This window comes from Microbacterium sp. SSM24, from assembly GCF_025989145.1.
GTDB lineage: Bacteria > Actinomycetota > Actinomycetes > Actinomycetales > Microbacteriaceae > Microbacterium.
This window is the reverse complement of the sequence record NZ_JAPDNQ010000001.1, coordinates 1896364-1922362: the sequence shown is the minus strand read 5'-3', so window position 1 is coordinate 1922362 and position 25999 is coordinate 1896364. Positions and strand designations below refer to the sequence as shown.

The 25999-nt window shown below is 69.4% G+C and carries 26 protein-coding genes and 1 tRNA gene; 10 read left to right on the top strand and 17 right to left on the bottom strand.

Annotation, left to right across the window (positions count from 1 at the left end; genetic code table 11):
* The first annotated feature begins 27 nt into the window (after window positions 1–27).
* The 3 genes from OL358_RS08785 to OL358_RS08775 are packed head-to-tail and all read left to right on the top strand — an operon-like array spanning window position 28 to window position 2640.
* A complete protein-coding gene (locus OL358_RS08785; RefSeq protein ID WP_264709599.1) occupies window positions 28–942 on the top strand; it encodes a hypothetical protein in 915 nt (304 codons plus the stop codon).
* On the top strand, window positions 942–1583 hold the full coding sequence (locus OL358_RS08780) for an ATP-binding cassette domain-containing protein (protein WP_264709598.1): 642 nt from the start codon (window positions 942–944) through the stop codon (window positions 1581–1583). Before OL358_RS08785 ends, OL358_RS08780 begins: the two co-directional genes overlap by 1 nt.
* Window positions 1576–2640: an FtsX-like permease family protein gene (locus OL358_RS08775; protein ID WP_264709597.1), complete on the top strand. Its 1065-nt coding sequence runs from the start codon at window positions 1576–1578 to the stop codon at window positions 2638–2640. Before OL358_RS08780 ends, OL358_RS08775 begins: the two co-directional genes overlap by 8 nt.
* A gap of 34 nt (window positions 2641–2674) precedes the next feature.
* On the opposite strand, the gene OL358_RS08770 is transcribed toward OL358_RS08775, so the two are convergent.
* Window positions 2675–2998 carry a hypothetical protein gene (locus OL358_RS08770; protein WP_264709596.1) on the bottom strand — a complete coding sequence of 108 codons (324 nt, stop codon included), beginning with the start codon at window positions 2996–2998 and terminating at the stop codon, window positions 2675–2677.
* A gap of 79 nt (window positions 2999–3077) precedes the next feature.
* On the opposite strand from OL358_RS08770, the gene OL358_RS08765 reads away from it, so the two are divergent.
* A complete protein-coding gene (locus tag OL358_RS08765; RefSeq protein ID WP_264709595.1) occupies window positions 3078–3965 on the top strand; it encodes a zinc-ribbon domain-containing protein in 888 nt (295 codons plus the stop codon).
* A gap of 47 nt (window positions 3966–4012) precedes the next feature.
* Window positions 4013–4219 carry a hypothetical protein gene (locus OL358_RS08760; protein ID WP_264709594.1) on the top strand — a complete coding sequence of 69 codons (207 nt, stop codon included), beginning with the start codon at window positions 4013–4015 and terminating at the stop codon, window positions 4217–4219.
* A gap of 60 nt (window positions 4220–4279) precedes the next feature.
* Here the strand turns inward: OL358_RS08760 and OL358_RS08755 are convergent, their stop codons facing one another.
* Window positions 4280–4774 (bottom strand): winged helix-turn-helix transcriptional regulator, encoded by a 495-nt coding sequence (locus OL358_RS08755; RefSeq protein WP_264709593.1) that lies wholly within the window; start codon window positions 4772–4774, stop codon window positions 4280–4282.
* A gap of 87 nt (window positions 4775–4861) precedes the next feature.
* Between OL358_RS08755 and OL358_RS08750 the strand changes: the two genes are divergently transcribed.
* Together OL358_RS08750 and OL358_RS08745 are read left to right on the top strand one after the other, a co-directional pair.
* Window positions 4862–5278, top strand: coding sequence for a RidA family protein (locus OL358_RS08750; RefSeq protein WP_264709592.1), 417 nt, complete (start codon window positions 4862–4864; stop codon window positions 5276–5278).
* The gene (locus OL358_RS08745) at window positions 5275–6588 is read left to right on the top strand and encodes an MFS transporter (protein WP_413631348.1); all 1314 of its coding nucleotides are present in this window, start codon (window positions 5275–5277) and stop codon (window positions 6586–6588) included. Before OL358_RS08750 ends, OL358_RS08745 begins: the two co-directional genes overlap by 4 nt.
* A 63-nt stretch (window positions 6589–6651) precedes the next feature.
* Here OL358_RS08745 and OL358_RS08740 read toward each other — a convergent pair.
* Window positions 6652–6724, bottom strand: a tRNA-Arg gene (locus OL358_RS08740).
* Window positions 6725–6823: 99 nt separating this feature from the next.
* A complete protein-coding gene (locus OL358_RS08735) occupies window positions 6824–7447 on the bottom strand; it encodes an asparagine synthase (RefSeq protein WP_264709591.1) in 624 nt (207 codons plus the stop codon).
* A gap of 94 nt (window positions 7448–7541) precedes the next feature.
* Between OL358_RS08735 and OL358_RS08730 the strand changes: the two genes are divergently transcribed.
* Entirely contained in the window at window positions 7542–8390 is an 849-nt protein-coding gene (locus OL358_RS08730) for an SDR family NAD(P)-dependent oxidoreductase (RefSeq protein ID WP_264709590.1), read from the top strand.
* 4 nt (window positions 8391–8394) lie between these two features.
* Here OL358_RS08730 and OL358_RS08725 read toward each other — a convergent pair whose 3' ends face one another.
* The gene (locus OL358_RS08725) at window positions 8395–8778 is read right to left on the bottom strand and encodes a DUF5684 domain-containing protein (protein WP_264709589.1); all 384 of its coding nucleotides are present in this window, start codon (window positions 8776–8778) and stop codon (window positions 8395–8397) included.
* A gap of 210 nt (window positions 8779–8988) precedes the next feature.
* Here OL358_RS08725 and OL358_RS08720 point away from each other — a divergent pair, with 210 nt between their 5' ends.
* Window positions 8989–9408 carry a DUF4383 domain-containing protein gene (locus OL358_RS08720; protein ID WP_264709588.1) on the top strand — a complete coding sequence of 140 codons (420 nt, stop codon included), beginning with the start codon at window positions 8989–8991 and terminating at the stop codon, window positions 9406–9408.
* 11 nt (window positions 9409–9419) lie between these two features.
* The gene (locus OL358_RS08715) at window positions 9420–9992 is read left to right on the top strand and encodes a hypothetical protein (RefSeq protein ID WP_264709587.1); all 573 of its coding nucleotides are present in this window, start codon (window positions 9420–9422) and stop codon (window positions 9990–9992) included.
* Between the two features lie 18 nt (window positions 9993–10010).
* Here the strand turns inward: OL358_RS08715 and OL358_RS08710 are convergent, their stop codons facing one another.
* From OL358_RS08710 to OL358_RS08655, 12 genes are all read right to left on the bottom strand, one after another.
* Window positions 10011–10955 (bottom strand): aldose 1-epimerase family protein, encoded by a 945-nt coding sequence (locus tag OL358_RS08710; protein WP_264709586.1) that lies wholly within the window; start codon window positions 10953–10955, stop codon window positions 10011–10013.
* A gap of 95 nt (window positions 10956–11050) precedes the next feature.
* Window positions 11051–14029, bottom strand: a complete 2979-nt coding sequence (locus OL358_RS08705) for an immunoglobulin-like domain-containing protein (RefSeq protein ID WP_264709585.1) — start codon at window positions 14027–14029, stop codon at window positions 11051–11053.
* Window positions 14030–14078: 49 nt separating this feature from the next.
* The gene (gene araA, locus OL358_RS08700) at window positions 14079–15590 is read right to left on the bottom strand and encodes an L-arabinose isomerase (RefSeq protein ID WP_264709584.1); all 1512 of its coding nucleotides are present in this window, start codon (window positions 15588–15590) and stop codon (window positions 14079–14081) included.
* Window positions 15591–15623: 33 nt separating this feature from the next.
* Complete coding sequence (locus OL358_RS08695) at window positions 15624–17219, bottom strand: xylulokinase (RefSeq protein ID WP_264710261.1); 1596 nt, start codon at window positions 17217–17219, stop codon at window positions 15624–15626.
* On the bottom strand, window positions 17219–17938 hold the full coding sequence (locus OL358_RS08690; protein WP_264709583.1) for an L-ribulose-5-phosphate 4-epimerase: 720 nt from the start codon (window positions 17936–17938) through the stop codon (window positions 17219–17221). Before OL358_RS08690 ends, OL358_RS08695 begins: the two co-directional genes overlap by 1 nt.
* On the bottom strand, window positions 17938–19008 hold the full coding sequence (locus OL358_RS08685; RefSeq protein WP_264709582.1) for an ABC transporter permease: 1071 nt from the start codon (window positions 19006–19008) through the stop codon (window positions 17938–17940). The genes OL358_RS08690 and OL358_RS08685 overlap by 1 nt, the downstream gene beginning before the upstream one ends.
* Complete coding sequence (locus tag OL358_RS08680) at window positions 19005–20090, bottom strand: ABC transporter permease (RefSeq protein ID WP_264709581.1); 1086 nt, start codon at window positions 20088–20090, stop codon at window positions 19005–19007. Before OL358_RS08680 ends, OL358_RS08685 begins: the two co-directional genes overlap by 4 nt.
* Entirely contained in the window at window positions 20087–21694 is a 1608-nt protein-coding gene (locus OL358_RS08675) for a sugar ABC transporter ATP-binding protein (RefSeq protein WP_264709580.1), read from the bottom strand. The genes OL358_RS08680 and OL358_RS08675 overlap by 4 nt, the downstream gene beginning before the upstream one ends.
* A 121-nt stretch (window positions 21695–21815) precedes the next feature.
* Entirely contained in the window at window positions 21816–22826 is a 1011-nt protein-coding gene (locus tag OL358_RS08670; protein WP_264709579.1) for a substrate-binding domain-containing protein, read from the bottom strand.
* A gap of 407 nt (window positions 22827–23233) precedes the next feature.
* Window positions 23234–24250: a LacI family DNA-binding transcriptional regulator gene (locus OL358_RS08665; RefSeq protein ID WP_264709578.1), complete on the bottom strand. Its 1017-nt coding sequence runs from the start codon at window positions 24248–24250 to the stop codon at window positions 23234–23236.
* A 6-nt stretch (window positions 24251–24256) separates the two neighbouring features.
* Window positions 24257–24868, bottom strand: a complete 612-nt coding sequence (locus tag OL358_RS08660; RefSeq protein WP_264709577.1) for a hypothetical protein — start codon at window positions 24866–24868, stop codon at window positions 24257–24259.
* The gene (locus OL358_RS08655) at window positions 24865–25932 is read right to left on the bottom strand and encodes a DUF916 domain-containing protein (protein WP_264709576.1); all 1068 of its coding nucleotides are present in this window, start codon (window positions 25930–25932) and stop codon (window positions 24865–24867) included. The genes OL358_RS08660 and OL358_RS08655 overlap by 4 nt, the downstream gene beginning before the upstream one ends.
* Window positions 25933–25999 lie beyond the last annotated feature (67 nt).

Sequence of the window (25999 nt, the reverse complement as noted above, 5' to 3'; positions counted from 1 at the left end):
ATCGATGAACCGGTCCAACCTCTCACCATGCCGATCGCTGAGGAGAACTTCTTGGACGAGCAGCGGGCGACGATCAGCTTGACGTGGGGGGACGGTGATGCTCTCGTGGCTCCGGCCTGGAACGGGATGGTCACGAACGTCGCGGTCGCGCCGGGCGCGAAGATCTCCCATGGCGCGAAAGTGCTGCGCATCGACGGCGTGTGGCGGCTGGCAGCACGTTCATCCGCCCCGTTCTTCCGACCCGTCTCCCCAGAGAGCGGGAAGGAGGAAACCCGAGCTCTCAACATGCTCCTGGACAGCCTCGGATACGCCAATGGCGGGGACCTTTGGACCTGGGATACGACACTCGGGCTTCGACGATTGGCCGCGAGCCTCGGCGTACCTGACGCGTACGCCGTCGCGACGTTCGACCCCGGGTGGGTCCTCTGGCTCCCGTCCGATGAGCTCATCGTCAGCGAGGTTCTGGTCGCTCCGGGCCGGGCAGCGCCGCCGATGGGTGAGAAGGTCATCGCTGGCGTCCCTCGGATCAGCGCCCTGAACGTGGTCAGCGCCGATGACGCGCCGCTCCCCGACCCGAGCGCGGAGTGGGAGATCGCGATAGACGATCTCACCATGCCCTACGAGAGCGCGCGCATCGCCCGGCCAGACCGTTTGGGCGAGGTGTCGAAGAGGTTCGCTGCTGCCCGACCCGAACACATCAGCGGTAGCGTACGCCGCGCGCAACCGGTCACCGGGTGGCAAGTGCCGTCGAGTGCGGTCTTCGTGGACGAGGCTGGCGAGGTCTGCGTCTTTCGTCCCGGTCAGGACGGCGAGTGGGTCGCGATAGACGTGGTGGCGAACGGTGGGACTGTCGGAGAGGTTCGAGTCGTCGGCGCTTTAGAGCCCGACGTGCGTGTCCTCGTCAATCCCGGTGATGTGGTGGGGGACACCCGGTGTCGCTAGTGCTCGAGGACGTCGGCTTTCGATACGGACCGGGTGCAGACGTCCTGTTCTCTGGCATTTCTCTGGAATGGAACCTGGGGAGCTTCAATGCCGTCGAGGGGCCGTCAGGATGTGGCAAGTCCACACTGCTCGACCTTCTCGGAGGAATGCGTCAACCGACATCGGGGAGAGTTGTTCTCCGAGACCACCGCGATGGCGCCTCCCAAGTGCTCGATCGACGGGCTGCATCGGCCTGGATCCTGCAGAACAATCTGGTCCTGAGCGGGCGACCGGTGCTCGACAACGTGCTGATCGGAGCAACAGCTCGAGGAATGAAGCCGTCATCGGCGCGAAACGCCGCGGTCGACGCGATCGAGTACCTGGGCCTGAGTTCCCGACTGACGTCCGTCGTGAACGATCTGTCAGGCGGGGAGCAACAACGAGTCACCATCGCCAGGTGTCTCTGCTCGCCGTCGATGCTCATCCTCGCGGATGAGCCCACCGGGAATCTGGACGCGAAGAACGCGCGACTCGTCACCGCGGGTCTCAAAGCGGCCTCTCGAGCAGGAAAGCTCGTCGTGGTGGCTACGCACGACGGAGATGTGGTCGAGGCGTGCGACTCATCGTTGAGCCTTCGGCCTTCCGCGAGTCGCGATGGTTGACCTCGCGACCGTGATCAATGAGGCCTGGCGTACATCGGTCACCCACCCCTGGCGTTTCTTCGCGGGATCGACTCTCGTCGCTGCGGCCCTCACGGGGAGCGTCGCGGCAGAGCTACACGTCGGCTACACCGCAATGGCGACCATCTCGGAAGAGCAGCTGCGCGGCGCGAGCGTCCTCGTGATCGAGAACGATTCGGGCACTCTGGATAGTCGAGACTGCCTCAGGCTCGACCATCAGGATGGCGTCGTCGCCGCTGGCGGTGTCACGAATCCGGACGTGGTCTCGATCGGCTCACCACCCGTCATCGATGTCCGCCGCGTCTATGCCACAGAGGGATATTTCGACATCCTCGACCTTCCGCTGTCGGCGCTCCCGGGGCGCATCGGTTCGATCGGCGCGGACGTGCAGGCGGAACTGGGTGTAGCCCCCGAGGCGGTGATCGACCTGTCGGATGGTAGTCAGGTCACGGTTTCCAAGGCCGCTCCCTCGATCAGAGCCGAGGAGCGCGGCCGATGGCTGACGGTGCTCGCTCCTACCCTCGCTCGCGTGCAGCAGTGCTGGGTGGAGACGGAGCGGGGCGCGCTCTCTGCGGTCCGATCCACGCTGGTCGCCGCCCTCGGAGATGCCGGGCAGTTGAACGTGACGACGCTTCGGGATCGAGTGCTAAGCGACGCCGCGACAGAGGCATGGGATCGCCGCTGGACACAGTGGGCTTGGGCGGCTGGGGGCGTGAGCGCAGCGCTCTCTTGCGGACTTCTCGTCGCCGCCAGGCGTCACGAGTATGCGCTCTACCGCCTGCTCGGTCTTTCGCGTGCCGCGACGTCCCTCATCGCGATGTTGGAGACCGCGATGATGTCCGCCTGCGGCATTGGGATCGCCTCCCTGTGCGTCGGTGCCTACATCGCGCAGTTGCCGCAGGAGTCTCTCTCCACGCTGGCGGAGATCGGTGGCGCGCAATTGCTTCTCGCCTCCGCCCTGGCAAGTGTCGCGGCAGGAGCAGTCACGGTCGCCGTCGCATCTGGTCGGACCGCTCAGATCATACGGAACCGGCGCTGACTGCTCGAAGGATGAACGTCACCGAGAGCGACGGTCAGGCCAGAGTCGCCCCGATACTCATTCCGACTGCGAGATACGCCAGGGCGAGTATCGCGCAAGATGCGCCGCTTCGCCGCTGGCCCACCGTGTAGCTGATGGCCGCCATCATGGCGAGAGACGCTGACCCGAACCCTGCGGCGAGGATGCCGCCGGCCGTTGCGCGAGCGGCGGCGACGGACTGATCGGTCGGCGCGCAGACAAGCGCAACCGACACGATCGCCACAGGAATGATGACCGCCCCCACAGCGATGAAAACGAACTGCAGCTTACGAAGCAGAAGGAGGCGCGATGCGGACTCGTCGACGGACGCTGCAGTCATTCGCCCAGTCTAGGTATCCGCGTCGTTGAGACGCAGGAGTGCCACGACGGATGTCGGCGGCCGCGCTTAGCCTGCTCGCATGGCGGAGCGCGTCGAACTGTGGTGGGCACGCCGCCAGTTCTCGAAGGGTGCGGAGATTCCGTACCCCGTGGGGTCCTATCGCGAGGCGTGGGCCTCGTTTCCGGCGCTCATCCGGCAGTACCACCCCGAACTCAACGCCGGCATCGTCCTGAGTCAAGTTCCGCCCGCCGCCGACGTGCTCCTGCTGTGGCAGTGCGAGGCGGGCCACTCCTTCGCCGCCACGCCGGACGAGCAGCGCCACCGCCCGGGCCGCGAGCGCCGCCGATCGGCCTGGTGCCCGGAGTGCGCCGACCTCGCCCGCCCGCCCCGGGCGCTGCCCATGCGAGATGTCGTGGTCCCGCCCGGCTCAACGGTGCCCGCCGCCGTCGCGAGCCCGATCGGACGCGCGGTGCTCCGCGCGAAGAAGCCGCGCCGCCCGCAGCAGCTCTGCCCGAAGACGCCCGACCTGCCCGTGGGCGAGCCGTTCCTCTCGGAGTGCGCGCCCAAGCCCGCATCCGCGGTCGAGGCGCGCCTGCGCGCAGACCTGTTCGCACGGCTCTCGGTGACACCCGGCCTCAACGCCGTCCGGGTCGCGCGGCCGTTCTTCGAGCACGTCGAGGTGTGGCCCGACATCCTGCTCCCCGAGCTGCGCATCGCCGTCGAGTACGACAGCACGGGGCGCCACGGTCTGGAGCACGTGGGAAAGCGGGCCGACGCCGACCGCCGCAAGGACCGGGCGCTGCGCGCGGCGAAGTGGGAGGTGGTGCGCATCCGGACGGGGCGACTCGAACCGCTGGGCCCCTACGACCTTCAGCTGTCGGCGTGGAACCGCAAAGGCCTCGACCGCCTCATCGACGCGCTGCGCGACATCCGCGGTCCGCTGCTCGTCGACCCCTACCTGTCATGACACGCGCACCCCTGTCGGAGCCCGCGAGCGAGAACTAGGGTCGCAGCATGAAACGCGTCTGGCCTCTGGTCCTCGGCGGTGTCGTCCTGATCGCCATCGGGCTCGTCTGGACCCTCCAGGGCCTGAACGTCCTGGGCGGATCCGCGATGAGCGGCTCCTCCCTCTGGGCGACGATCGGGCCGATCGTGCTGGTCGTCGGCGTCGTGCTGATCGTCATCGCCATCGTCGTCCGCCGGCGCCGCAGCGGCTCCTGACCCACGAAGCCGCAGCGCGGGTGGGAACACTGATCACACGAGCGCGGGTGGGAACACTGATCACACCAGGACGCCGGCCGGCTGCAGCCGGTCGCGCGCGTTCTTCCACGGCTTGACCCACGTCATGTCCGCGGCGGCGAGCGCCTGCCCGCACGCGCTGCAGATCTCGCCCTGCGTGGTCTCGTGGCCGCAGGCTTCGTGGATCATCGCCATGTGGCCGCCACCCGGCGGGGTGTTGGTGTGCCGCTCACCCCAGACCGCGAGCTGCTGGAGGATCGGAAGGAGCTCGGCTGCGGCATCCGTGGCCGCGTAGCCCTGCCGCACGCGACCGCCGTCTCGGTAATCGACCCGCGTGAGCAGGCCGGCGTCGACCATCGCGCTCAGGCGACGGCTGAGGACGGCATCGGCGATGCCGAGGTTTTCGCGGAGGGCGTCGAACCGGCCGCGCCCATGGAGCACGTCGCGCACGATCAGCAGAACCCACGGGTCGCCCAGGACGTCGAGCGAGCGACGGATCGGGCAGAACTCGTTCGACCAATCGGATCTCAGCGGCATCTCGCGTCTCCTCCCCCGGGTAGCGGTCCCGGATGCCGCTAGTGTAGCTTTCTTCAGGAAAGTTAGCGAGCGAGAGCCGAGGTCATCATGCGATCCATCGTCACCGTCCCGGTGCTGTCCGAGGCGTTCGCGCGCCTGGGAGTCCCGCTCACGCTCGTCAACACCGCCGGCCCGATGGTCTACGTCTCGGGCCTGCCGCCCTACGATCCCGAGACGGGTGAGCTCGTGCGCGGCGACATCGCCACGCAGACCGACACGTGCCTGAGGGCGCTGACCGCCTGCCTCGCCGCGGCGGGGGCCTCGCTCGACGACGTCGTCAATGTGCGCGTCTACGCCGCGAACGCCGGCCACTACCGCACGATCAACGACGTCTACGCGCGCCACTTCCCCGACGCCGCGCCGACGCGGGTCTTCGTCCCCGTCGCGAGCTGGTCGGGCGAATTCGACATCGAGATCGATGCCGTCGCCTATCTGGCCGCTGCGGCGCCGGAGACCAGCGGATGACCCGACAGGTCGACGAAGGGATGCCGCAGCCCGGCCCGCTTCCCGAACCCGGCGGATCCGGACGGCGCTCCCGCATCCACCCCGCGTGGTGGGTGGCGGCGGTCGCGTTCCTGGCCCTGCTCGCCGCGGCAGGATTCCGCGCGGCACCCGGGGCGCTCATGATCCCGCTGAACGAGGAGTTCGGCTGGTCGACGACGGTGATGTCACTGGCCGTGAGCGTCAACCTCCTCCTCTACGGCCTGACGGCGCCGTTCGCCGCCGCGCTCATGGACCGTTTCGGGGTGCGGCAGGTGGTCGCCACCGCCCTCACCCTCGTGGCCCTCGGCGCGGCCGGCAGCGTGCTGATGACGGCATCCTGGCAGCTCCTCGTCTTCTGGGGAGTCCTCATCGGCCTCGGCACCGGCTCGATGGCGCTCGTCTTCGCGGCGACGATCGCGAACCGGTGGTTCGTCCGACGGCGAGGGCTCGTGATGGGCATCCTCACCGCCGGGTCGGCCACAGGACAGCTCATCTTCCTGCCGGTGCTGGCAGAACTGGCTGAGACGGCCGGCTGGCGCGCGGCGTCCTTGGTCGTGGCCGCCGCGGCGCTCGCGGTGGTGCCGGTCGTGTGGGTGGTCCTGCGCGACTACCCCGAGGACCGCGGAGTGCTGCCCTTCGGCGGCGACCCGGCCACCCACACGGCACCCGTCCGCGCGACGGGCAACGCCGCGAGACGGGCGATCGAAGGCCTCGCCTTCGCGTCGAGGAAGCCGTCGTTCTGGGCACTCGCCATCGCCTTCGCGATCTGCGGCGCGACGACCAACGGGCTCATCGGCATCCACTTCATCCCGTCGGCGCACGATCACGGCATGGCCACGACCACGGCAGCCGGACTGCTCGCGGTGGTCGGCGTCTTCGACATCCTGGGCACTGTCGCCTCGGGCTGGCTGACCGACAAGTTCGACCCGCGCATCCTCCTCGTCGCGTACTACGGGTTCCGCGGAGTGGGACTGTTCCTGCTCCCGTGGCTGCTCTCCGACATCGTGCACCCGAGCATGGTGCTCTTCATCGTCATCTACGGGCTCGACTGGGTGGCGACCGTCCCCCCGACCTCGGCACTGTGCCGCGAGATCTTCGGCGATCGCGGCACGATCGTCTTCGGCTGGGTCTTCGCCGCCCACCAGATCGGCGCGGCGGCCGCTGCCCTCGGAGCCGGCCTCATCCGCGACACCTTCGGCACATATACCTATGCCTGGTGGGGAGGCGCAGCGCTCTGCGCGATCGCGGCGGTCCTGTCGATAGCGGTTCGCCGCGCCAGAGTTGCGGCGTGAACCGACCGTAGAAACAGAAGAAGGCCCTCGAGGGGCCTTCTTCATGACTGTCTCAACACAGTGTGCGCCCGAAGAGACTCGAACTCCCAACCTTCTGATCCGTAGTCAGATGCTCTATCCATTGAGCTACGGGCGCATGTTGCCCGCTCTCGCGCACAACGTCGTCCAGAATACCGCACGCCCCGCACGCGCGCGAATCGAGCGAAGCGGATGCCGCGACCCGGGCGTGTCCTGCTCAGGCGTCGAGTTCGCTCAGGTCGATCCCGGATGCCCGCGGGCTCGGCGGCCCGTTCACGGCCTCCGCCGGCTCCGCGTCGTCCGCGAGGTGGCGGCGGTGCGCGGCGAGACGGGGCAGATCGACCAGACGCAGCGACTGCATCCGCGCCTTCCGCATCTTCTCGTAGTCGGGGTCGAGGTCGGGGCGCATGCCCTCCACGCGCAGGCGGCGCTGCAGGTTCGCCTCGACATCGCCCCATGCGGCATCCCTCGACTGCTCCACCAGCGTGCGCACGGCGTGCGGGTCCTCCGCGATGCGACGAAGCTCTTTCGCGACACCGACGTACTGGCGGTGGCGCTTGCGCAGATTGCGCATGTCGCGATCGCGGTAGTCGTGCGTGCCGTCCGGGTCGGTGAACTTCCCCCAGGCCTTCTTGCGCTGACGTTTGGCGAGGGCCGCGGCGGCCTCCTGCTCCTCGGCGAGCGCGATGAGCGTGTCGTGTGCGAAGGGTGCGGTCGTGGCGACGTCGAACGGGGTGTCGTGCGCGATCGTCTCGACGAGGATGTGGTTGCGCACCGCGAGCCGTGCCGCCGCGGACGCGATGGACACACCCTCGGCGATCGCCTCAGCCGTCTTGCCCATCGCACCTCCTCCTCGGTATCGAGGCTAGCGTCCGCGCACGCCTCCGGAGTCAGCGAGAATCGGAGGATCGATCGATGACGACGAAAGGATCACCATGTCGAGGATGCAGCGGCTCGACGTCCGCGGGAGGACGACGGTGATCACCGGAGCCGCCAGCGGGATGGGCGCGGAGGTCGCGCGGGAACTCGACCGCCGCGGCGCCCGCCTCGCCCTGGTCGACCGCAACGCCGAGGGCCTCGACGCGCTCGCTGCCGAGCTCGTCGGCTCCGGCCACACGAGCCACGTCGTCGACCTGACCGACGACGACGCCGTCGTCGCGCTGGCGAGCCAGGTCGAGGCATCCCACCCTCACGTCCAGGCGCTGATCACGTGCGCAGGATCGTCGATGCTCGGCGACATCGATCAGCTGACGATGGCCGAGATGCGCTGGCTCATGGAGGTGAACCTGTGGGGCACCGTCAACGTCACGAAGGCGCTGCTTCCCGCGATGCGCCGCGAGCCCGCCGCGCACATCACCCACCTCGTGAGCATCTACGGTCTCGCCGCGCCCGCCGGCCGCATCCCCTACGCGATGAGCAAGTTCGCGGTGCGCGGTTTCACCGAGTCGCTGAGGCACGAGCTCGAACGCACGAACGTCACGGTCGGCGCGATCTATCCCGCCGGGGTGAAGACGGGCATCATCGGGCGCGGGCGCTTCGCCGCGGCGATCGACCCGGCCGTCGCCGAGCGCGCCGCCGCCGCGCAGGCGGCGATGTACCACACCGAGCCGGCGGATGCCGCGGAGCGGATCGTCGAGGCGACGGTGCGACGTCGGCCCAGGACGATGGTGGGACGCGAGGCGCGCCTGGTCGATGTGCTGACGCGCCTCACGCCCACGCGCTACTGGGCGCCGATGCGGCGCCCCCTGCGCGAGGCGATCGACACCACGACGCCGATCGGCTGAACGCTCAGGCGGGCTTGGTGTAGGTGGCCTTGCCGAAGCCGAGGATGAAGTAGCCGATGAAGGCGAAGAGCCAGAGCAGGAAGAACGACCACGCGCCGCCCTTGCCGAACCCCTTTCCGACGCGCACCGCAACGATGATCGAGAACACGAGGTTCACGATCGGGATCAGGTAGAGCAACGTCAGCCAGGCGGAGTAACCGGCGATCTTCACGAGGATGACGACGTTCACGATCGGGATGATCGCCAGGATGCCGGGATACCCGGCCTTGCTGAAGACCTTCCAGAGGGCGACCACGACGAGGACGTACCAGATCAAGCCGACGATGCTGGTGGGCCCCCACAGGGAGGTCAGATCGGCGGTGTCGGTGACAGTGTTGGCGAGAGTCATGCGCTCAGCATAGGGGCGGCGCAGCACCCGTCTTGCGAACGCGCGAATACCAACGCGCGAGCGGTCGCGCAAGCCCTCTCCTCCCCCGCGCGCCCGGCCCTAGCTTCAAGCGTGGGGTCGCACCCTCGAACGGGTTCCAAACCGATCGGGCCAGCGATCCGAAGAACATGCCAGACGCGGCATCCGCCGCCACAAACAGGAGGAACGCTCATGCGATCGTCACCTAATCGCCTCGTCGCCACCATCTTCGGCGCCGTGTACCTCGTCGTCGGCGCCCTCGGGTTCGCTGTCACGGGCGGCGTCGGATTCATCGCCACGGACGGCGGACTGCTCCTCGGGATCTTCGAGGTCAACCCGCTCCACAACATCGCCCATCTGCTGATCGGCGCGGCGCTGCTGATCGCCGGGCTGAGCAACGCCCGCGCGGCCAAGACCGTCAACGTCGTCGTCGGCGCGGTCTACCTGCTGCTCGGAGTCGTCGGGTTCTTCCTCGTCGGCACGGCGCTCAACATCCTCGCGCTGAACACGTTCGACCACTTCCTGCACCTTGCCAGCGCCCTGGTTCTGCTCGGTGTCGGACTGGGCGCAGAGCGCTCGGTGCGCGCGGACACCTCCGGCCGCGTGGCCTGACGGATCCGCACATGACCACCGCGACCACCACGCAGACGTCCGCCCCCGACGCGTCCGCAGGGCCGGCTGGGGCCGGCCTCCGCGGTACTGCCGTCGCCTGGGCGGCCGTCGCGGCGTGGGGCGCGGGCCTGATCGAGCTCGCGCTCGGTGCAGGGGTGCTGACGCAGGACGGAGCCGCCCGGGGGGCCGGCGCCGTCCTGCTCGCGCTCGGCGCCGGCGCACTCGTATGGGGAGCTGCGACGCTCGCCCGCGGACGCATCGTCGTCCCGCGGACGGGCGTCGTCGGCGCCTTGGCCGGCATCGCCGGTGTCACCGTCGCGTTCGCGGCGGATCCGGTCCGCACGAGCATCCTCGCGACCGCCGCCGCGATGGCGCTGCTCGTCACGATCGCCCTGGCATGCGCCGCCGTGCTGCGCGCCCGCTCCCGCGGGGCGACGGATGCCGCACCCCCTCCTGTCTGGGCGCTGCTCGTCGCCGCGATCATCGTCGCCGCGCTCGTCACGCCGGCGCTGGGCGCCACGGAAGCCGGGCGCAACGCGACCGGGCACGGCGGGCATCAGCTCATCGAACCCGGCCACCACTGACCGCGGCCCGACCCGTGATCAGTCGATCGCGGCGATCCGCCAGGATGCGGTCGATTCGGCGCCGGGCTCGAGCGAGATCAGCCCCGTGTCGAAGGGGTAGTCCGCGTCGTTGAAGGCGTCGGGTGCGCAGGTCATCGGCTCGACCGCGAGGCCGAGTCGGCTGAGCGCGGGCTCGGACTTGTCGGCCGTGTGGACCTGGACCCACGGGCACGCGGCATCCCACGACATCTGCACGCCGGAGCCGGCGGGATCGGTCACGCGCACGGTCGCGATGCCGTCGCCGTCGCGTGCGAGACCCGCATAGGCGTGGTCGATCTCGACGGCGCCGAGGCGGCGGGGCGCCCGGAAGTCGAACCGCTCGGGGTCGTCGGAATCGACCGGCACGAGGTCGGTCGGGATGAGCCGGTCGTCGGTCACCGCGAGCACCTGCGCGGCCGGGAGCTCGAGCGTCCAGTCGTCGACGTGGCCCTCGCCCGCGACGAGATACGGGTGGGGTCCGGTGCCCCAGGGCGCGGCATCCGCACTCTCGTTCCGGGCCGTCACCGATTGCGTGAGCCCGTCGGGGCCGAGCGAGAAGCGCGTCACGACGAGCACCCGCCACGGGTACGAACTCTGCGGCTGCACGACCGCGGCGAGCGTGACGTGATCGGGACCCTTGTCGACGGCCTCGAAGTCGAGCCATCCCGCGAGGCCGTGCAGCGCGTGCGATCGCGCGGGCTCGGTGAGGGCGAGCTGATGCTCCACGCCGCCGAACGTGTAGCGGCCGTCGACGACCCGGTTCGGCCACGGCGCGAGCGTCGCACCGCGGTAGGAGGGGCGCACCTCGTCGGCGTCGAACGGCACGACCAGGTCACGACCCCGATAGGTCAGCGAGCGGACTGTCGCGCCGATGCTGGCGATGACCGCCTCGTAGTCGCCCGCGCGCAGCGCGTGCTGGGTGCCGGACATCGGGATTCGAGGCATGGAGGAGTTCCCTGGATTCGTTGGGTGGAAGCGTCCAGTATCCCGCGATCGGCGCAGGCCCCGCGACCGAGGTCGCGGGGCCGCGCGTCGAAGGACTACTGGCAGGATGCCGCGGCCACGACGACCGTCGACGAGTGCGTGCGACCGTCCGACGCCGTCGCGGTGAGCACCACCTCATCGGCGGTGATCGCGATCGCGCGCGTCGTGAAGCTGGCCGACGTCGTCTTGCCGGGGGCGATCGACACCGTCTTGCTGCCGTAGCGGCCCGCGATGGTGACCGTCGCGGTGACGTCGTCGGTGTTCGTGACGCTCACGATCTCGGTGATCTTGCCCGACACGCAGCGGGTCGCTCCGGTGGCGGCGAGTTCGAGACCCAGGGCGACCGAGGACGACGTGGACGCGCTCACGAGACCGTCCGTGTAGCCGTCGTAGTGCGCCGTGACGGACGAGACGCCCGCGGGCACTGCGGCGCTCGCCGCGCCGTCCGTCAGGTCGACGGTCTTGCTCCACGAGCCTCCCGAGAAGGTGACGGAGCCCACGACGTCTCCGCCGTCGGCCGCGACCACCTCTGCGGTGACGTCGCGGCCCTCCGCGGTGAGCGTGGTCGTCGACGCGACGGCCGCGACCTCGGTCCAGCCGCGCATGGCGTCGAGCACCGTCTTCGTGACGCTCACGAACGCGCCGTGGCGCGGACTCGCGGGCAGCCCGCCGACGGGACGCACGTTCCACTCGGCACGCTGCGAGAGGCGGTTCGACTGCTGGCTCGACGCGATCGCCGCGCCGCTCGTGACGAAGGCACGGTAGCCGCCCGCGCTGTAGTTGTCGACGAGGAACACATAGCCGTCGCCCGTGTTGTTCGGGTCCCCCTCGTTCAGCTTGATGATCTCGGGTCCCTCACCGGACTGGCCGGTCTCGAGGCTCGTCATCCGCGTATCCGTGAGCTGCCACGTCGTCTCGGGGTCGGCCGACCAGCTCGACGAGGTCGTCGGGGCGGTGAGCACCTTCGATCGCTCGAGGAAGATGTCCTTGCCGGCCTCGAGGGTGCCGGCGGCGCCGCTCTCCTCGTTCTTCGTGAAGCGGTAGTAGTAGTCGCCGATCTTCGTCACCGTGGAGTCGATACGCGCGTACCCGGTGTCCTGCCACGTGGCGGGCGGGGAGGTGAACGTGCGGAAGTCGCGCGTCAGCACTGCGAACATGCGGGCGTACAGCTTGTCGGAGTTCGTGTGCGACGCATCCGAGTAGAGACGCGACGCGAAGAACACCACGTACGACTGCAGGTCGTCGTCCCAGTACGCCTCGGGCGCCCAGGTCATGCCGGCAGCCGGCTGGTTGATCGTGATGCCGGTGTTCTCGCCGTTCGTCCGCTCCCACTGCACGAGGTCGGTCGACTCCCAGACCTCGATCTTCAGGCTGCCGTTCGACTGCGCAGGGCCCCAGCCGGTACCGCAGCTGATGCACAGGTCGGTGGCGACCATGTAGTACTTGTCGCCGTCCTTCGAGCGCAGGATGTAGGGGTCGCGCAGACCCTTCGTGTCGGCGGTCGACGTGATCACCGCGTTGCCGCCGTTGACCGGCGAGAAGGTGAAGAAGTCGTTGCCCGACGTCGCCGCCTGGTAGATCTTCTCGTCGCCGTCCGATTTGAAGTACGCGGCGGCGTAGCCGGCGTCGGGCGCCCAGCGCCCCAGCTCGGCCACGGTCACCTCGAACGTGCGCTGCGCCGTCTGGCCGTTGAGCGTCGCGTGGGCCGTGAGCGTGACCTCGCTGTCGCCCGCGCCGTAGGCGGGACGCGTGACGAGCCCGCCGCCGCGGAACGGATCGGCCGCACCGACGGCGGGCGCCGTGTACGCGGCATCCGTCGCCGTCACGAGCCCAGGGTCGGACGAGGTCCACGTGATGGCCGCGCCGTTGACGGAGCCCGTCGTGGCGAGGGGCAGGTTCTCGGTGGTGCGCTCGGCGAGCACGATCGCGTCGAGGTCGGCGCCGACGCTCGGGGCGAGCACCGTCGCGTCGAACGTGAGCGTCGAGCCGAGCGACGTGGTGGCGGTGAGGGTGACGGCGGCGTTCTCGGTGATCGCGCGGGAGACGACGCCCGTGGTCGAGATCACCGACGGTGCCGACGACGCCCATGTGAGTGTGACGCCGTTCACGGTCGCCGGGAGCGTGAGGTTGGTCGTGACGCTGTCGAGCGACGCGTTCGCGCCGAGCATGTTCGCGAGCACGTCGCCGCGCAGCAGCGCGGAGGTGGCGGCCGTCTTCTGGGCGGCCGTCGGCATGCTCGTCGAGACCTCCTCGGCGGTGAGCGCGACATCCCAGAACTTCACGTCCGAGACATCCGCCCGCAGCAGCGGATCGCCCTGGTACAGCGAGCGGCCGAGATATCCGAGCACACCGCCGGTCGGGATGATCGAGCTGAGCGCGCGTGTGTGCGTCAGCGTGGAGATCACGGCGCCGTCGCGGTAGACCGTGAGCGTGTTGCCCGACCCGACCATCGTGAGGGTCGTGAAGCCCGGGTTCAGGCCGCCGCCGGCGGGCAGACGGGACTCGCCGTTGTCCGTGCCGGACTTCACGCGGATCGCCGCGAGCACCTGGTTGACGTAGCCGCCCTGCGAGGAGCGCGGGCTGAGGAAGATGTGGTTGCCGAGCTGGGTGGTGTTCCACGGACCGACGCCATCGCCGATGACCCACCCGAAGTGGTTCGCCGACGTCTGCGTCGACACGGTGTACTCGACCGTGAAGCTGTTGTCGGCACCGGTCACCAGGCCCTGCGGGAGCGCGGCGTAGCCGTCGGCGCGGAAGCGCAGGACGTCGTCCGTCCCGGCCGTCGCGAACGAGGCGTCCGTCAGTCCCGTGAGTGTCGCGTTGCGCCCGTTGCCCGACACGTCGAGCAGCGTCGAACCGGCATGCGACATGTCGTAGTGCGCGCTCGGTGCGGGCACGACCGCGGCGTTCGCCGCGAGGGGCGCTGTGAGCCCCATGACCGAGAGAACGAGGGCTGCGGAGACGGATGCCGCGACAGCCCGGCGCGTGGCGCGTCGGCGCGGTCGTCGGGGGGACGGGTACGGTTGCGTTCTCATCGGTGAGAGCCCCTCAGGGTGTCGGTGCGGGTGGGTTGTCCGGCCTCGTTCAGAGGCCCTGGGCGAGTCGGTAGTAGGCCTGGTTCCAGCGCAGTTCGCGCTGGAAGCCGCGAACGGTGGTGTCCTCGTCGATGACGAGGAGCTCGGTCTTGGCGATGTCGGCGAAGTCGCGGAACACCTCGATGCCCACGGCGGTGGACATGACGGTGTGGTGGGCGGCGCCGGCGGCGAGCCAGCACGCGGTCGACGTCGCGAAGTCCGGTGCGGGTTCCCAGACGGCGCGGCCGACCGGGAGGTTGGGCAGGTCGGGGGCGTCGACGTTCTCGACGACGTTCGCGACGAGGCGGAACCGGTCGCGCATGTCGCTCATCGCGACGACGACGGCGGGGCCGGGGTCGGCGGTGAAGACCAGCCGCACCGGGTCGTCCTTGCCGCCGATGCCGAGCTCGTGCGCCTCCAGGCGCGGCGTGGTCGAGGTCAGTGACGGGGAGACCTCGAGCATGTGGGCGCCGAGGATGCGCTCCTTGCCGGGGACGAGGTCGTAGGTGTAGTCCTCCATGAGCGACGCGCCGCCGGGAAGCCCGGCGCCCATCACGTTGGCCACGCGGACCAGGATCGCTGTCTTCCAGTCACCCTCGGCGCCGAACCCGTACCCCTCGGCCATCAGCCGCTGCACGGCGAGACCGGGGAGCTGCTTGAGCGTGCCGAGGTCCTCGAACGAGGTGGTGAACGCGCCGAAGCCGCCCTCCTCCAGGAACGAGCGCAGGCCCAGCTCGATCGCGGCGCCGTCGCGCAGCGACTGGTGCCGCTCGGCGCCGGGGAGCAGGTCGTCGGCGACGTCGTACTCGGCGAGGTAGACCTCCACGAGCGCGTCGATGTCGGCATCCGTCGCGGCATCCACCGCCTCGACCAGTTCGTTCACGCCCCAGGTGTTCACCTGCACGCCGAAGCGGATCTCCGCCTCGGTCTTGTCGCCCTCGGTGACCGCCACGAAGCGCATGTTGTCGCCGAACCGGGCGAGCTTCAGGGTGCGCACCGCCGCCCAACCGGCGGCCGCGCGCTGCCAGTCGTCGATCTGCTGCACGACGACCGGGTTCGACACGTGACCGACGACCGTCTTGCGCGCCACCCCGAGCCGGGTCTGGATGTACCCGAACTCGCGGTCGCCGTGCGCGGCCTGGTTCAGGTTCATGAAGTCGAAGTCGATGTCGGCCCACGGCAGCTCGATGTTGGCCTGCGTGTGCAGGTGCAGGAGGGGCTTCTGAAGCGCGTCCAGCCCCGAGATCCACATCTTCGCCGGGCTGAACGTGTGCATCCAGGCGATCACGCCGATGACGTCGTCGCGGGCATTCACCTCGAGCGCGAGACGGCGGATCGAGTCGGAGTCCTTCAGCACCGGCTTCCACACCACCTTCACCGGCAGACCCGCGAGGCCTTCCGCGACTGCCTGCGACTGCTCGGCCACCTGACGCAGCGTCTCCTCGCCGTAGAGGTTCTGGCTGCCGGTGACGAACCACACCTCGAACTGATCGAGCGAAGTGGCGAGAGGCTGACGGGTCATGAAGGGTCCTTCGGGGTTTCCAGGAGAGGTGATTCAGAGTGCGGAGACGGCGGCGGACTCGACGGCGAGACCGGCGCGGTAGCGGCCGAGGTAGGCCGCGAAGCCGGGCGCGTCCTCGGGGTCGGGATCGACGGTGTGGAAGGATGCCGCGCCGAAGACGCGCTCACGGAGGTACTGGTCGAGGTCCGATCCGGGGGCCGCGGAGAGGTAGGCGGCGAGGACGGCGATGCCCCACGCGCCGCCCTCGGACGCGGTCTCCCCCACCGCGACGGGCGCGTCCAGCGCGCCGGCGAGGAATCGCTGGGCGACGCCCGCCGTGCGGAACACGCCACCGTGGGCGAACATCCGGTCGAGGGTCACGCCCTCGTCGTCGAGGACGCGCATGCCCAGCGCGAGAGTGCCGAACACCCCGTACAGCTGCGCGCGCATGAAGTTCGCGAGCGTGAAGCGGCTGTCGGGCGTGCGCACGAACAGCGGACGGCCCTCCGTGAGCCCTGCGATCGGCTCGCCTGCGAGGTGGTTGTAGGCGAGCAGGCCACCGGCATCCGGATCCCCGTCCAGCGCCTCGCGGAACAGCGTCTCGAACACGTCGTCGGAGCTGAGTCCGCTGCCCGAGACCGAGGCGAACCGGTCGAAGAGGCCGACCCACGCCGCCAGCTCGCTGGCGCCGTTGTTGCAGTGGACCATCGCCACCGCGTCACCGGCCGGGGTCGTGACCAGGTCGAGCTCGTGGTGCACGCGTGACAGCGGTCGTTCGAGCACGACCATGGCGAAGATGCTGGTTCCCGCGCTGACGTTGCCGGTGCGGGGGGCGACGGAGCACGTCGCGACCATCCCCGTGCCGGCATCGCCCTCGGGCGGGCACAACGGCACGCCCGGTCGAAGTGCTCCGCTCGTGTCGAGGAGGGAGGCGCCCTCGGCCGTCAGCTCGCCCGCGGACTCGCCCGCGACCAGGACCTCCGGCAGCAGCTCCGCCACGGCGAGTCCGTGCGCCCGCTCCGACACGAGCCGGTCGAACTTCTCGAGGAGCACGCCGTCGTAGTCGTGCGTCGACGAGTCGATCGGGAACATTCCCGAGGCGTCGCCGACGCCGAGCACCTTGCGCCCGGTGAGCTTCCAGTGCACATATCCGGCGAGGGTGGTGAAGAAGGCGACGTCGCCGACGTGCGGCTCCTCGTCGAGGACGGCCTGGTACAGGTGGGCGATCGACCAGCGCAGCGGGATGTTGACACCGAACAGCTCCGACAGCACGGCAGCCGAGCGATCGGTGTTGGTGTTGCGCCACGTGCGGAAGCCGGTGAGCAGCTCGCCGTCCGCGCCGAACGCGAGGTAGCCGTGCATCATGGCCGAGACGCCGATCGCGGCGAGCGACTCGATTCCGACGCCGTAGCGGCCGCGCACGTCCGCCACGAGATCGGCGTACGCCGCCTGCAGCCCCGTCCACACGTCGTCGATCGCGTAGGTCCAGAGCCGGTCGACGAACCGGTTCTCCCATGCGTGAGAGCCGACCGCGAGCACCGTCGACGGGTCATCGGCCAGCACGAGGCACGCCTTGATGCGCGTCGACCCCAGCTCGATGCCGAGGACCGCGCGGCCGTCGCGGATCGCCTGCGCGGCAGCCGCCGCCATCATGCCTGCTCCTCGGCGTCGCGACGCTCGTCGGCGGACTGGCCGTAGACGTTCTGGTACCGGTCGTAGAGGCTGTCGATCGCCGCCTGCGGGATCGGGATCAGCGGACCGGCCTCCCGCGCATAGTGGACGGTGCGCGCGACATCCTCGACCATGACGGCGGCCTTGACCGCGTCTTTGGCCGAGACGCCGATGGTGAACGGGCCGTGGTTCTGCATCAGCACCGCCCGGGAGCGGTGACCGGTGAGGGTCTCGACGATGCCTCGGCCGATCGAGTCGTCGCCGATGATCGCGAAAGGCCCGACCGGGATCGGACCACCGAACTCGTCCGCCATCGCCGTGATCACGCACGGGATCTCCTCGCCGCGCGCCGCCCACGCCACCGCGAACGTCGAGTGGGTGTGCACCACTCCCCCGACCTCCGGCATATTCCGGTACACGTACGCGTGCGCCGCGGTGTCGCTCGACGGACTGCGCTCGCTCCCCGGCGTGCCCGGCACGACGGTGCCGTCCAGGTCGCACAGGATCATGTTCTCGGCCGTCAGGTCGTCGTACGACACCCCCGATGGCTTGATCACGAACAGGTCGGCGCCGGGCACACGGCCCGAGACGTTCCCGCCCGTCCACACGATCAGGCCGTAGCGGACGAGCTCGCCGTGGAGCCTCGCGACATCCGCGCGCACGGCATCGATGGATGCCTGAAGATCGGCGCTCGCCATCAGCTCGCCCTTCGCCGCGTGAGCACCCGCTGCAGCAGCACGAACACGAGCAGGACCGCGCCGGTGATGATCGTCAGGTATTCGGGGTTGATCGTCCCGTCCTTCGTGATGATCAGGCGCAGGGCCGCGAGCACGAACACGCCGACCACCGATCCGAGGATGTAGCCGTAGCCGCCCGTGAGCAGCGTTCCGCCGATGACGACGGCCGCGATCGCGTCGAGCTCCCAGCCGATGCCGGTGACGTTCTGCGCCTTGCCGCCGACTTCCGCGGTGTAGACGATCGCCGCCAGGCCCGCCAGCGCACCCGAGATGATGTAGATCCCGACGCGCGTCCGTGCGACCGGAAGGCCCATGAGCCCTGCGGACGACTCGTTTCCGCCGATGGCGTAGACCGTGCGGCCGCTGCGACTGCGGTGCAGGAAGAACATCCCGCCCAGCACGACGAGCACGGCGATGATGAGGCCGGGGGTGATCGTCAGGTCGTTGACCTTGGGACCGTCGATGATCTTCCAGTCCGTCGCGAGCAGATGGATCGGCGAGTCGTCGGCGGCCTGGACGGGCGTGGTCGAGAGCATCGACGCGAGGCCTCGCGCCAGGAACATCATCGCGAGCGTCGCGATGAACGGCTGCACGTTGAAGTACTGGATCATGACCCCCGCGATCGCGCCGAAGAGCGCGCCGAACAGGATCATGAGGGCCATCGACACCCAGCCGTTGATGCCGATGTTCATGAGCATCACACCGGCGACCGAGGTGAACGCGACGACCGCGCCGACGGAGAGGTCGATGCCGCCCGAGACGATCACGATGGTCATGCCGACGGCGAGGATGATCGTCGGCGCGAAGCTGATCAGCAGGCTCGACATCGTTCCCGCGTGGAAGACCCTGCCGTACGCCACCTCGGCGTAGATGAGCATGCCGAACAGGAGAACGAGCGCCGCGAGCGTCGGGATGAGGGTCTGATTGCGCTCCCACAGCCGGGCCAGGCGGGCGGCGCCGGGCGTGTTCCGGCTCTCCGGCAGGTTGGGGACGGGGGGAACTGCTTCGGTGAGCGTGCGCGAGGAGCTCATGCGACGACCTCCTTGGTGACGGACGTGCCCTGTTCCGCCGATGGCGTCGGCGGCGGGCTGGGCAGGCGCGGAGACTTCGCGCGGCTGACGAACCACGAACGCACGCGCTCGGACTGGAGGAGCACGAGCACGATGATGACCAGAGCCTTGAAGGCGGGCGTCGCCGCGGCGGGGATGCCGAGGAACAGCACGGTCTTGTTCAGGGTCGCGATGAGGAGGGCGCCCACGGTGGATCCCACGATCGAGAACTTCCCGCCGGCGAGCGACGTGCCGCCGATGACCACGGCGAGGATCGCGTCGAGCTCCATCAGGTTGCCGGTGCCGCCCACGCTCACCGTCATCACTTCCGAGACGCTGAACAGTCCACCCACCGCCGCGAGGGCGGCGGAGAGGACGTAGACACCGAGCAGGATGGGCTTGGGACGGATGCCGGCCAGCCGGCTCGCGTGAGGGTTGATGCCGATCGACTCGATCATGAGCCCGAGCGCCGTCCGGCGCATCGCCAGCGCGATGAGGACCACGATCGCGATGGCCAGCACGAAGCTCGTCGGGATGCCGAGGATCTGCCCGTTCGCGAGAAGGCGGAACGGCTCGTTGGTGGCGTTGGTGTTCTGCCCGCCGGTGATGACGCGGGCGATGCCGCGCGCCGCGAGCATCATGATCAGGGTCGTGATGAAGGGCTGCAGGCCGACCACCGAGACCAGGAATCCGTTGATCGCGCCGAGGACGATCGCCAGCGCGAGCGCCAGGCCGATCGCCGTCAGCATCGCGCCGACCGGCGAGGAGCCCTCGAGGTTCGACAGCGTCTCCATGGCGACGGCGCCGCCGACCGCCATCATCGAGCCGACGGAGAGGTCGATGCCCCCCGTGGCGATGACGAAGGTCATGCCGAGCGCGATCATGATGATCGGCGCCGACACACGCAGGATGTCGAGCACGTTGCCCGTGAGCATGCCCGTGGTCGGGTTGACGCTGACGGCGAGGTAGGCGGGGTTCTTGATCGAGTTGATCAGCAGCAGCAGCGCGATGCCGACGATGGCCCAGAACCAGGGCGTGCGCAGCGCGGTCTTGACGCGGTTCATGACGCGCTCCCTTCGTTGTCGGTCGCCGCTTCTCCGGCAGCGACCTCTTCCGCGAGGGCGTCGGCGGACTTCTCGGCCTCGTCGCCCGACTCGGTGGCGATGACGGAGACGATGCTCTCTGCGGTGACTTCCGGTCCGTTGACGACCTCGCCCACCTTCTGGTGGTCCTTGAGGATGACGATCCGCTCGGAGAGCCGCACGACCTCCTCCAGTTCGGAGGAGATGAACACGACGCTCATCCCGCCCTCGGCGAGTTCGGCCACGGTCTCCTGGATGTCGGCCTTGGCGCCGACGTCGATGCCTCGCGTAGGCTCATCGAGGAGGAGCAGATCGGGGTTGGTGGCGAGCCACCGGCCGAGCAGCACCTTCTGCTGGTTGCCGCCCGAGAGCAGCCGGATCGGCCGGTCGGGGTCGTTGGGCCTGACGCTGAAGCGCTCCATGTAGGTGTTGACGAGCTGATCGACCTCGCGCGCGGGAACGCGGCGGAGCCAGCCGCGACGTGCCTGGACGGCGAGCATGATGTTCTCGCGGACGCTGAGATCGCCGACGATGCCGTCATCGCGCCGGCTCTCCGTCGAGTAGGCGATGCCCTGCGAGAGCGCGGCGACGGGCGAGTTCAGCGACGTCTTCTTGCCGCGGAGCTGGATCGTCCCGGAGTCGGGCTTGTCCGCGCCGGCGATGAGGCGCGCGAGTTCGGTGCGGCCGGCGCCGAGCAGGCCGGCGAACCCGACGACCTCGCCCGCGTGGATCTCGAGATCCGTGGGCTCGATCGCCCCCTTGCGGCCGAGGCTCTCGGCCGCGAAGAGCGGGGTGACGCTGCGGTCGCGCTGCTGGGTCTGCCGATTGGAGCCGAGGGCGCGCAGCGTCTCGAAGTCCTTGCCGATCATCTTCGAGATGAGCTGAGTGCGATCGAGGTCGCGCTTGAGGTACTCCCCGACGAAGGTGCCGTTGCGCAGGACCGTGATCCGGTCGCTGATCGCATAGACCTGGTCGAGGAAGTGCGAGACGAAGAGGATCGCGACGCCCTGGTCGCGAAGGCGGCGGATGACGTCGAAGAGCACCTCGACCTCGTTCGCGTCGAGGCTCGAGGTCGGCTCGTCGAGGATGAGCACCTTGGAGTCGGTGACCATCGCGCGGCTGATGGCGACGAGCTGCTGGATCGCGATGGAGATCGACGACAGGGGCGCGCGGGGGTCGAGGTCGCCGAGCCCCATGCGGGCGAGGGCCTCACGGGCGCGGGCGTAGGTCTTGCGCCAATTGATGCCGGTCCAGTCGCGCACCTCGTGCCCGAGCATCACGTTCTCACCGATGGTGAGGTTCGTGCACAGGTTGACCTCCTGGTACACGGTGGAGATGCCGGCGGCCTGGGCAGAGGCCGTGCCGGTGAAGTGCCGCACCTGCCCCGCGACGACGATCTCGCCGGAGTCGATCTGGTAGACGCCGGTGAGCGCCTTGATGAGGGTGGACTTGCCGGCGCCGTTCTCACCCATGAGGGTGTGGACCTCGCCGGGAAGCAGCCGGAAGCTGACGTCATCGAGCGCCTTCACCCCGGGGAAGGTGATGGATGCGTTTCGGACTTCGACGATCGCGATCGGTTCAATCATGGCTGCGTGGTTCCTTGTTGCTGCTGAGCGGGCTTTCGGGGTGTGGACGAGCACGAGCGGGGGCCACCGGAACGGCAGCCCCCGCTCGCATCACTTCTCGTCTAGCCGAAGCTGGATCGAATCAGAAGCCCTTGCCGTCATCGATCGCGGCCTGGCCGGCCTCGGGCGAGTCGAAGGTCTCACCCGGGACGATGATGACCTTCTCGACGCTGTCACCCGCGAGTGCGGCGTTGACCGCGTCGACGGCGAGGTCGCCGAAGAAGGGGTTGTACTGAGCGACGAAGCTCAGCTCGCCCGCGGCGAGCGCCTCGAGGGCCGGGGTGGTGCCGTCGATCGTGGCGATCTTGACGTCGGTGCCCGGGGTGAGTCCGGCGGCCGTCACTGCGGCGGCTGCGCCGATGCCCATCTCGTCGTTCTGCGCGAAGATGAACTGGAGGTCGGGGTTCTCCTTCAGCACGGTCTCGATGACCGACTTGCCTTCGTCAGCGGTCCAGTTCGCGGTCTGCGCGCCGATCTTGTTCCAGCCGTCGGCGTTCTCGATCACGGCTTCGAAGCCCTCGTTGCGCTCGTTGACCACGGAGAGTCCGGGGACGCCTTCGAGCGTGAAGTAGCTCGCGCCGTCCGGGAAGGCCTCGACGGCCCAGTCGCCGACGGTGGCGGCGACGTTCACGTTGTCGGGGGCGATGCGGGTGACGTAGAGGTCATCGCTGGAGTCGACACCGCGGTCGAGCAGGATGACGGGGATCTCGGCCTCCTGGGCGAGGGCGAGCGAGTCGTCCCAGCCGGATGCCTCGGTCGCGGTGAGGAGGATCACGTCGACCTCGTCGTTGACGAACGTCGCGAACGCGTCGATCTGCGACTTCTGGTCGGTCGGGCTCGCTGCGGGGGCGTACTTCAGGTCGAAGCCGGCCTCCTCCGAGAACGCGTCCTTGATCGCCTGCTCGTTGGCGTTGCGCCAGCCGCCCTCGGGGCCGACCGCGACGAAGCCGACCGTGGTGAGGTCGTCACCGCTGCCGCCGTCCGAGCCGCTGTCGCCGTTGTCTCCGCTGCCCGCGCAGCCGGCGAGGCCGAGCGCGAGCGCTCCGGCACCGACGAAGCCGACAAGTCCGAGCATCCGCTTCTTGCTGACCATTTCTTCTCCTCCTTGAGACTCCCCGACGCTCTCGGTCGGGAAGAAAGTCCCGTGCCCCATTCGGGACACTCTCGGGTGTGTGCGAGTCCATTGTGCGCGCTAACAACGCTTTGCGCAACAACAATTCTGGAATTCGTTACTTCACCGTTACCGCGAACATTAACACGATTCCGTGAGCGGGAACATCCCACAGTCGCGAGACCGCCACATCTCTCCTGCAGGAGAAATCCGTGCCGCAGGCCGAACCGGCGGTTGGTCGTCCTGCCCAGCGGATCTCTCCTGCGCAGCGGACGCGATCGAGCCCGCGCCGCCGGCGCGATCGATCCCCTCGCAGCGGCCGCGATCGAGCCCGCGCCGCCCGGGACACGAGCGTGAGGAGCGAGCGGCGAGCGTACGCGGGTGCGAGGTCAGAGACGCGGCGCGGCCGACGAGCCGCGCACGATCAGGCGCGGCTCGATGATGTCGTGGCCGTCGACCTCTCCGCCTTCGATCGCGGCGATGATGATCTGCAGGGCGAGCGCGCCGAGCGCGGCGAAATCCTGACGCACGGTGGTGAGCGGGGGCAGGAAGTGCCGCGCATCGGGAAGATCGTCGAAGCCGACCACACTGATGTCGTCCGGCACCCGGAGACCGCGGTCGGACAGGCCATGGACCAGGCCGAGCGCCATCTGGTCGTTGGCGGCGAAAACCGCGGTGGCGTCCGCGAAGTCGTACGTCTTGCCGAACGTGTAGCCGTAGTCCGACGTCCAGTCGCCGACGACCGGCGGGGCGATCGGCAGACCCGCGTCGGCGAGCGCGTCGCGCCACCCCTGCTCGCGCGCACGCGCGTCGTACCAGTCGAGGGGGCCCGAGAGATGGGCGATCGAGCGGTGCCCGAGCTCGATCAGGTGCATCACGGCCGCCATGGCGCCCGCCCGCTGATCGACGGCCGCCGTATGCATCTCGGGGTCGGACTCCGCCTTGATGACGAGGGTCGGCAGCCCGGTGCTCTGCTGACGGAGGGTGTCGAGCGATGAGGCCCGCGGCGCGATGACGCACAGAGCGTCCACGCCCTGCGTCAGGAGCTCGACGACCCCGGCGTCGATCTGCGATTCCTCGTCATCGGAGATGGAGAACGCGCTGATCGCGTACCCGGCATCGCGTGCGGCACTCTCGATCGCGCGCAGCGTGCTGTTCGGGCCCCACTGCACGGGGCTGTCGACGATCACGCCGATGCGCATCGCCCGTCGTGTCGCCAGCGCCCGCGCGATCGAGCTGCGGGTGTAGTTCATCTCATCGATCGCCTGGAGCACGCGCTCACGGGTGGACTCGCGGATGTTCGGATGCCCGTTGAGCACGCGTGAGACCGTCATGTGCGAGACGCCCGCCTGCTTGGCAACGTCGTAGATGCTCGGGCGCTGCCAGCCCTTTGTCGCTTCGGACACTGCGGTTCACCGTGCTTTCTTGCTGACCACATCGTAGGGGGCTGCCGCCGCCGCGGCAGCCGCAGCGCGCCGACCGAGAACCAGCCACGTGAGACCGCCGATGCCGACCGCTGCCGTGACCCCTCCCGCGACGAGCCAGCCCGCGGGAGTCGTCTCCGCGCGCGGCGTCGCTTCGGATCCGTCGCCGCCGTCGCCGTTTCCGTCGCCCTTCCCGGGTCCTCCCGGCGCGGCGGGTGCGGCCGACGGCGTCGGCGACGGCGTCGGCCTCGGGGCACCTGCGGCGCCCTCCCCCGCGTTCCCGGGGCGGCCGGGGTTGGCGTGGTACCCGGGAGCGCCCGGTCCACCCGGATGACCGGGGTTGCCCGGACCGCCGGGGTTGCCCGGATGACAGGGGTGGTTCGGGTTCCCCGCGTGGGGAGGCTTGCCCGGCTTCCCCGGCCCCCAGGGGTTCCCCGGCGGGGAGGGGCACGCAAGCGGCGAGATCTCGACAGTGACGGTGACGCGACCGGGGTCCGGCTCGGACTCCTGCGCTGCCGCGAGCGAGGCGGGGACAGCCACGACCGCGAGCGCGAGAGCAAGACCGGCGAGCGCACCGGCGGCGCGAGCGCCGCTCGTCACCGGGTGTCTTCCGTCTCGGATGCCTCGCGGCGTCCTGCTTCGCGTGCGTCGGCGAGCATCGAATCGAGCCGGCGCCGCGATCGCACGCGTCCCTGGATCAGCGCCCAGATCAGCAGCCCGAGGCCGAGAAGGATGATCAGCTGCGGCCACGGCATCGCCCAGAGCGTCGTGGTCGACGTGACCGGGGTCACCTCGGCGGTCTCCCCCGTCATCGTGAGCATCGTCGGGGCGACGACGACCTCGACCGGCACGGCGAACAGCGGCCAGACGTCGTCCACGACGACGGTGAAGCTGCGGCTGTCGCCGGGAAGGAGCTCCTGAGGCTTCTCGCCGTCGGCGGGGAAGGCGGTGCTCTGTCCACCCGCGTTGAAAGCGCCCTCGACGAGGAGGATGGTGTTGCCGGCGTTCTCGACCTCGAAGGCGACGGTGACCTGACCAGGACGCAGCGGATTCCACGACAGTGCGTAGTCCGCGACGACGCTGGTGATGGCGGGCTCGGGCGACAGCTCGCCGGTGACGCGCGTGGTGACGCGGAATCCGACGCGGCTCTCCACGCCGACGTTCGCGCCGTCGTCGCCCGTCTGCACCGAGAGCACGGATGCCGTGATCCCGGCCGCGTGATCGCCGGGTTCGGCGTTGTCGGGAACGGCGATCTCGAACGGCACGATCGCGGTCTCACCCGCGGGGATGGTCACCTCGTCGGGGAGGGAGATCCATGTGCCGGAGTCCACGGACTCCTGGTCGGCGGGGAGGATGTCGAACCGGCCGTTGCGGGTGTAGAACCCGTCGGCGGCGGTCAGGCGGAACGTGACCTCGACATCGCTGACGTTGCGGACCGCGAAGCGATCGGACACGCTCTCGCCCGGGTCGAGATCGTTCTCGACGGCGGTGCGTCCGTCCGGTCCCGAGGCGTCGGCGGGAACGACCGACCAGCGGATCTCGGGCGCGTCGTCGGTGTCGCCGGCGGCTGCCGCCGGGCTCGCCGTGGCGAGGAGCACGAGCGACATCACGACGGCGAGCAGCGCCCGCGCAATCATCGCGGGTCGCTGAGGAAGGTGGGTCACGATGGGTGGATCCAGACGTCAGGGTCGGGGCCGCGCAGCACGGCCCCGACCCGATTCAACACGAGTC

Excerpts from the sequence above, each read along its gene's own strand:
- OL358_RS08785 (WP_264709599.1), top strand. The coding sequence starts at position 28 with ATGCCGATCGCTGAGGAGAACTTCTTGGACGAGCAGCGGGCGACGATC.
- OL358_RS08775 (WP_264709597.1), top strand. The coding sequence starts at position 1,576 with ATGGTTGACCTCGCGACCGTGATCAATGAGGCCTGGCGTACATCGGTC.
- OL358_RS08770 (WP_264709596.1), bottom strand. The coding sequence starts at position 2,998 with ATGACTGCAGCGTCCGTCGACGAGTCCGCATCGCGCCTCCTTCTGCTT.
- OL358_RS08765 (WP_264709595.1), top strand. The coding sequence starts at position 3,078 with ATGGCGGAGCGCGTCGAACTGTGGTGGGCACGCCGCCAGTTCTCGAAG.
- OL358_RS08760 (WP_264709594.1), top strand. The coding sequence starts at position 4,013 with ATGAAACGCGTCTGGCCTCTGGTCCTCGGCGGTGTCGTCCTGATCGCC.
- OL358_RS08755 (WP_264709593.1), bottom strand. The coding sequence starts at position 4,774 with ATGCCGCTGAGATCCGATTGGTCGAACGAGTTCTGCCCGATCCGTCGC.
- OL358_RS08750 (WP_264709592.1), top strand. The coding sequence starts at position 4,862 with ATGCGATCCATCGTCACCGTCCCGGTGCTGTCCGAGGCGTTCGCGCGC.
- OL358_RS08745 (WP_413631348.1), top strand. The coding sequence starts at position 5,275 with ATGACCCGACAGGTCGACGAAGGGATGCCGCAGCCCGGCCCGCTTCCC.
- OL358_RS08735 (WP_264709591.1), bottom strand. The coding sequence starts at position 7,447 with ATGGGCAAGACGGCTGAGGCGATCGCCGAGGGTGTGTCCATCGCGTCC.
- OL358_RS08730 (WP_264709590.1), top strand. The coding sequence starts at position 7,542 with ATGTCGAGGATGCAGCGGCTCGACGTCCGCGGGAGGACGACGGTGATC.
- OL358_RS08725 (WP_264709589.1), bottom strand. The coding sequence starts at position 8,778 with ATGACTCTCGCCAACACTGTCACCGACACCGCCGATCTGACCTCCCTG.
- OL358_RS08720 (WP_264709588.1), top strand. The coding sequence starts at position 8,989 with ATGCGATCGTCACCTAATCGCCTCGTCGCCACCATCTTCGGCGCCGTG.
- OL358_RS08715 (WP_264709587.1), top strand. The coding sequence starts at position 9,420 with ATGACCACCGCGACCACCACGCAGACGTCCGCCCCCGACGCGTCCGCA.
- OL358_RS08710 (WP_264709586.1), bottom strand. The coding sequence starts at position 10,955 with ATGCCTCGAATCCCGATGTCCGGCACCCAGCACGCGCTGCGCGCGGGC.
- OL358_RS08705 (WP_264709585.1), bottom strand. The coding sequence starts at position 14,029 with ATGAGAACGCAACCGTACCCGTCCCCCCGACGACCGCGCCGACGCGCC.
- araA (WP_264709584.1), bottom strand. The coding sequence starts at position 15,590 with ATGACCCGTCAGCCTCTCGCCACTTCGCTCGATCAGTTCGAGGTGTGG.
- OL358_RS08695 (WP_264710261.1), bottom strand. The coding sequence starts at position 17,219 with ATGGCGGCGGCTGCCGCGCAGGCGATCCGCGACGGCCGCGCGGTCCTC.
- OL358_RS08690 (WP_264709583.1), bottom strand. The coding sequence starts at position 17,938 with ATGGCGAGCGCCGATCTTCAGGCATCCATCGATGCCGTGCGCGCGGAT.
- OL358_RS08685 (WP_264709582.1), bottom strand. The coding sequence starts at position 19,008 with ATGAGCTCCTCGCGCACGCTCACCGAAGCAGTTCCCCCCGTCCCCAAC.
- OL358_RS08680 (WP_264709581.1), bottom strand. The coding sequence starts at position 20,090 with ATGAACCGCGTCAAGACCGCGCTGCGCACGCCCTGGTTCTGGGCCATC.
- OL358_RS08675 (WP_264709580.1), bottom strand. The coding sequence starts at position 21,694 with ATGATTGAACCGATCGCGATCGTCGAAGTCCGAAACGCATCCATCACC.
- OL358_RS08670 (WP_264709579.1), bottom strand. The coding sequence starts at position 22,826 with ATGGTCAGCAAGAAGCGGATGCTCGGACTTGTCGGCTTCGTCGGTGCC.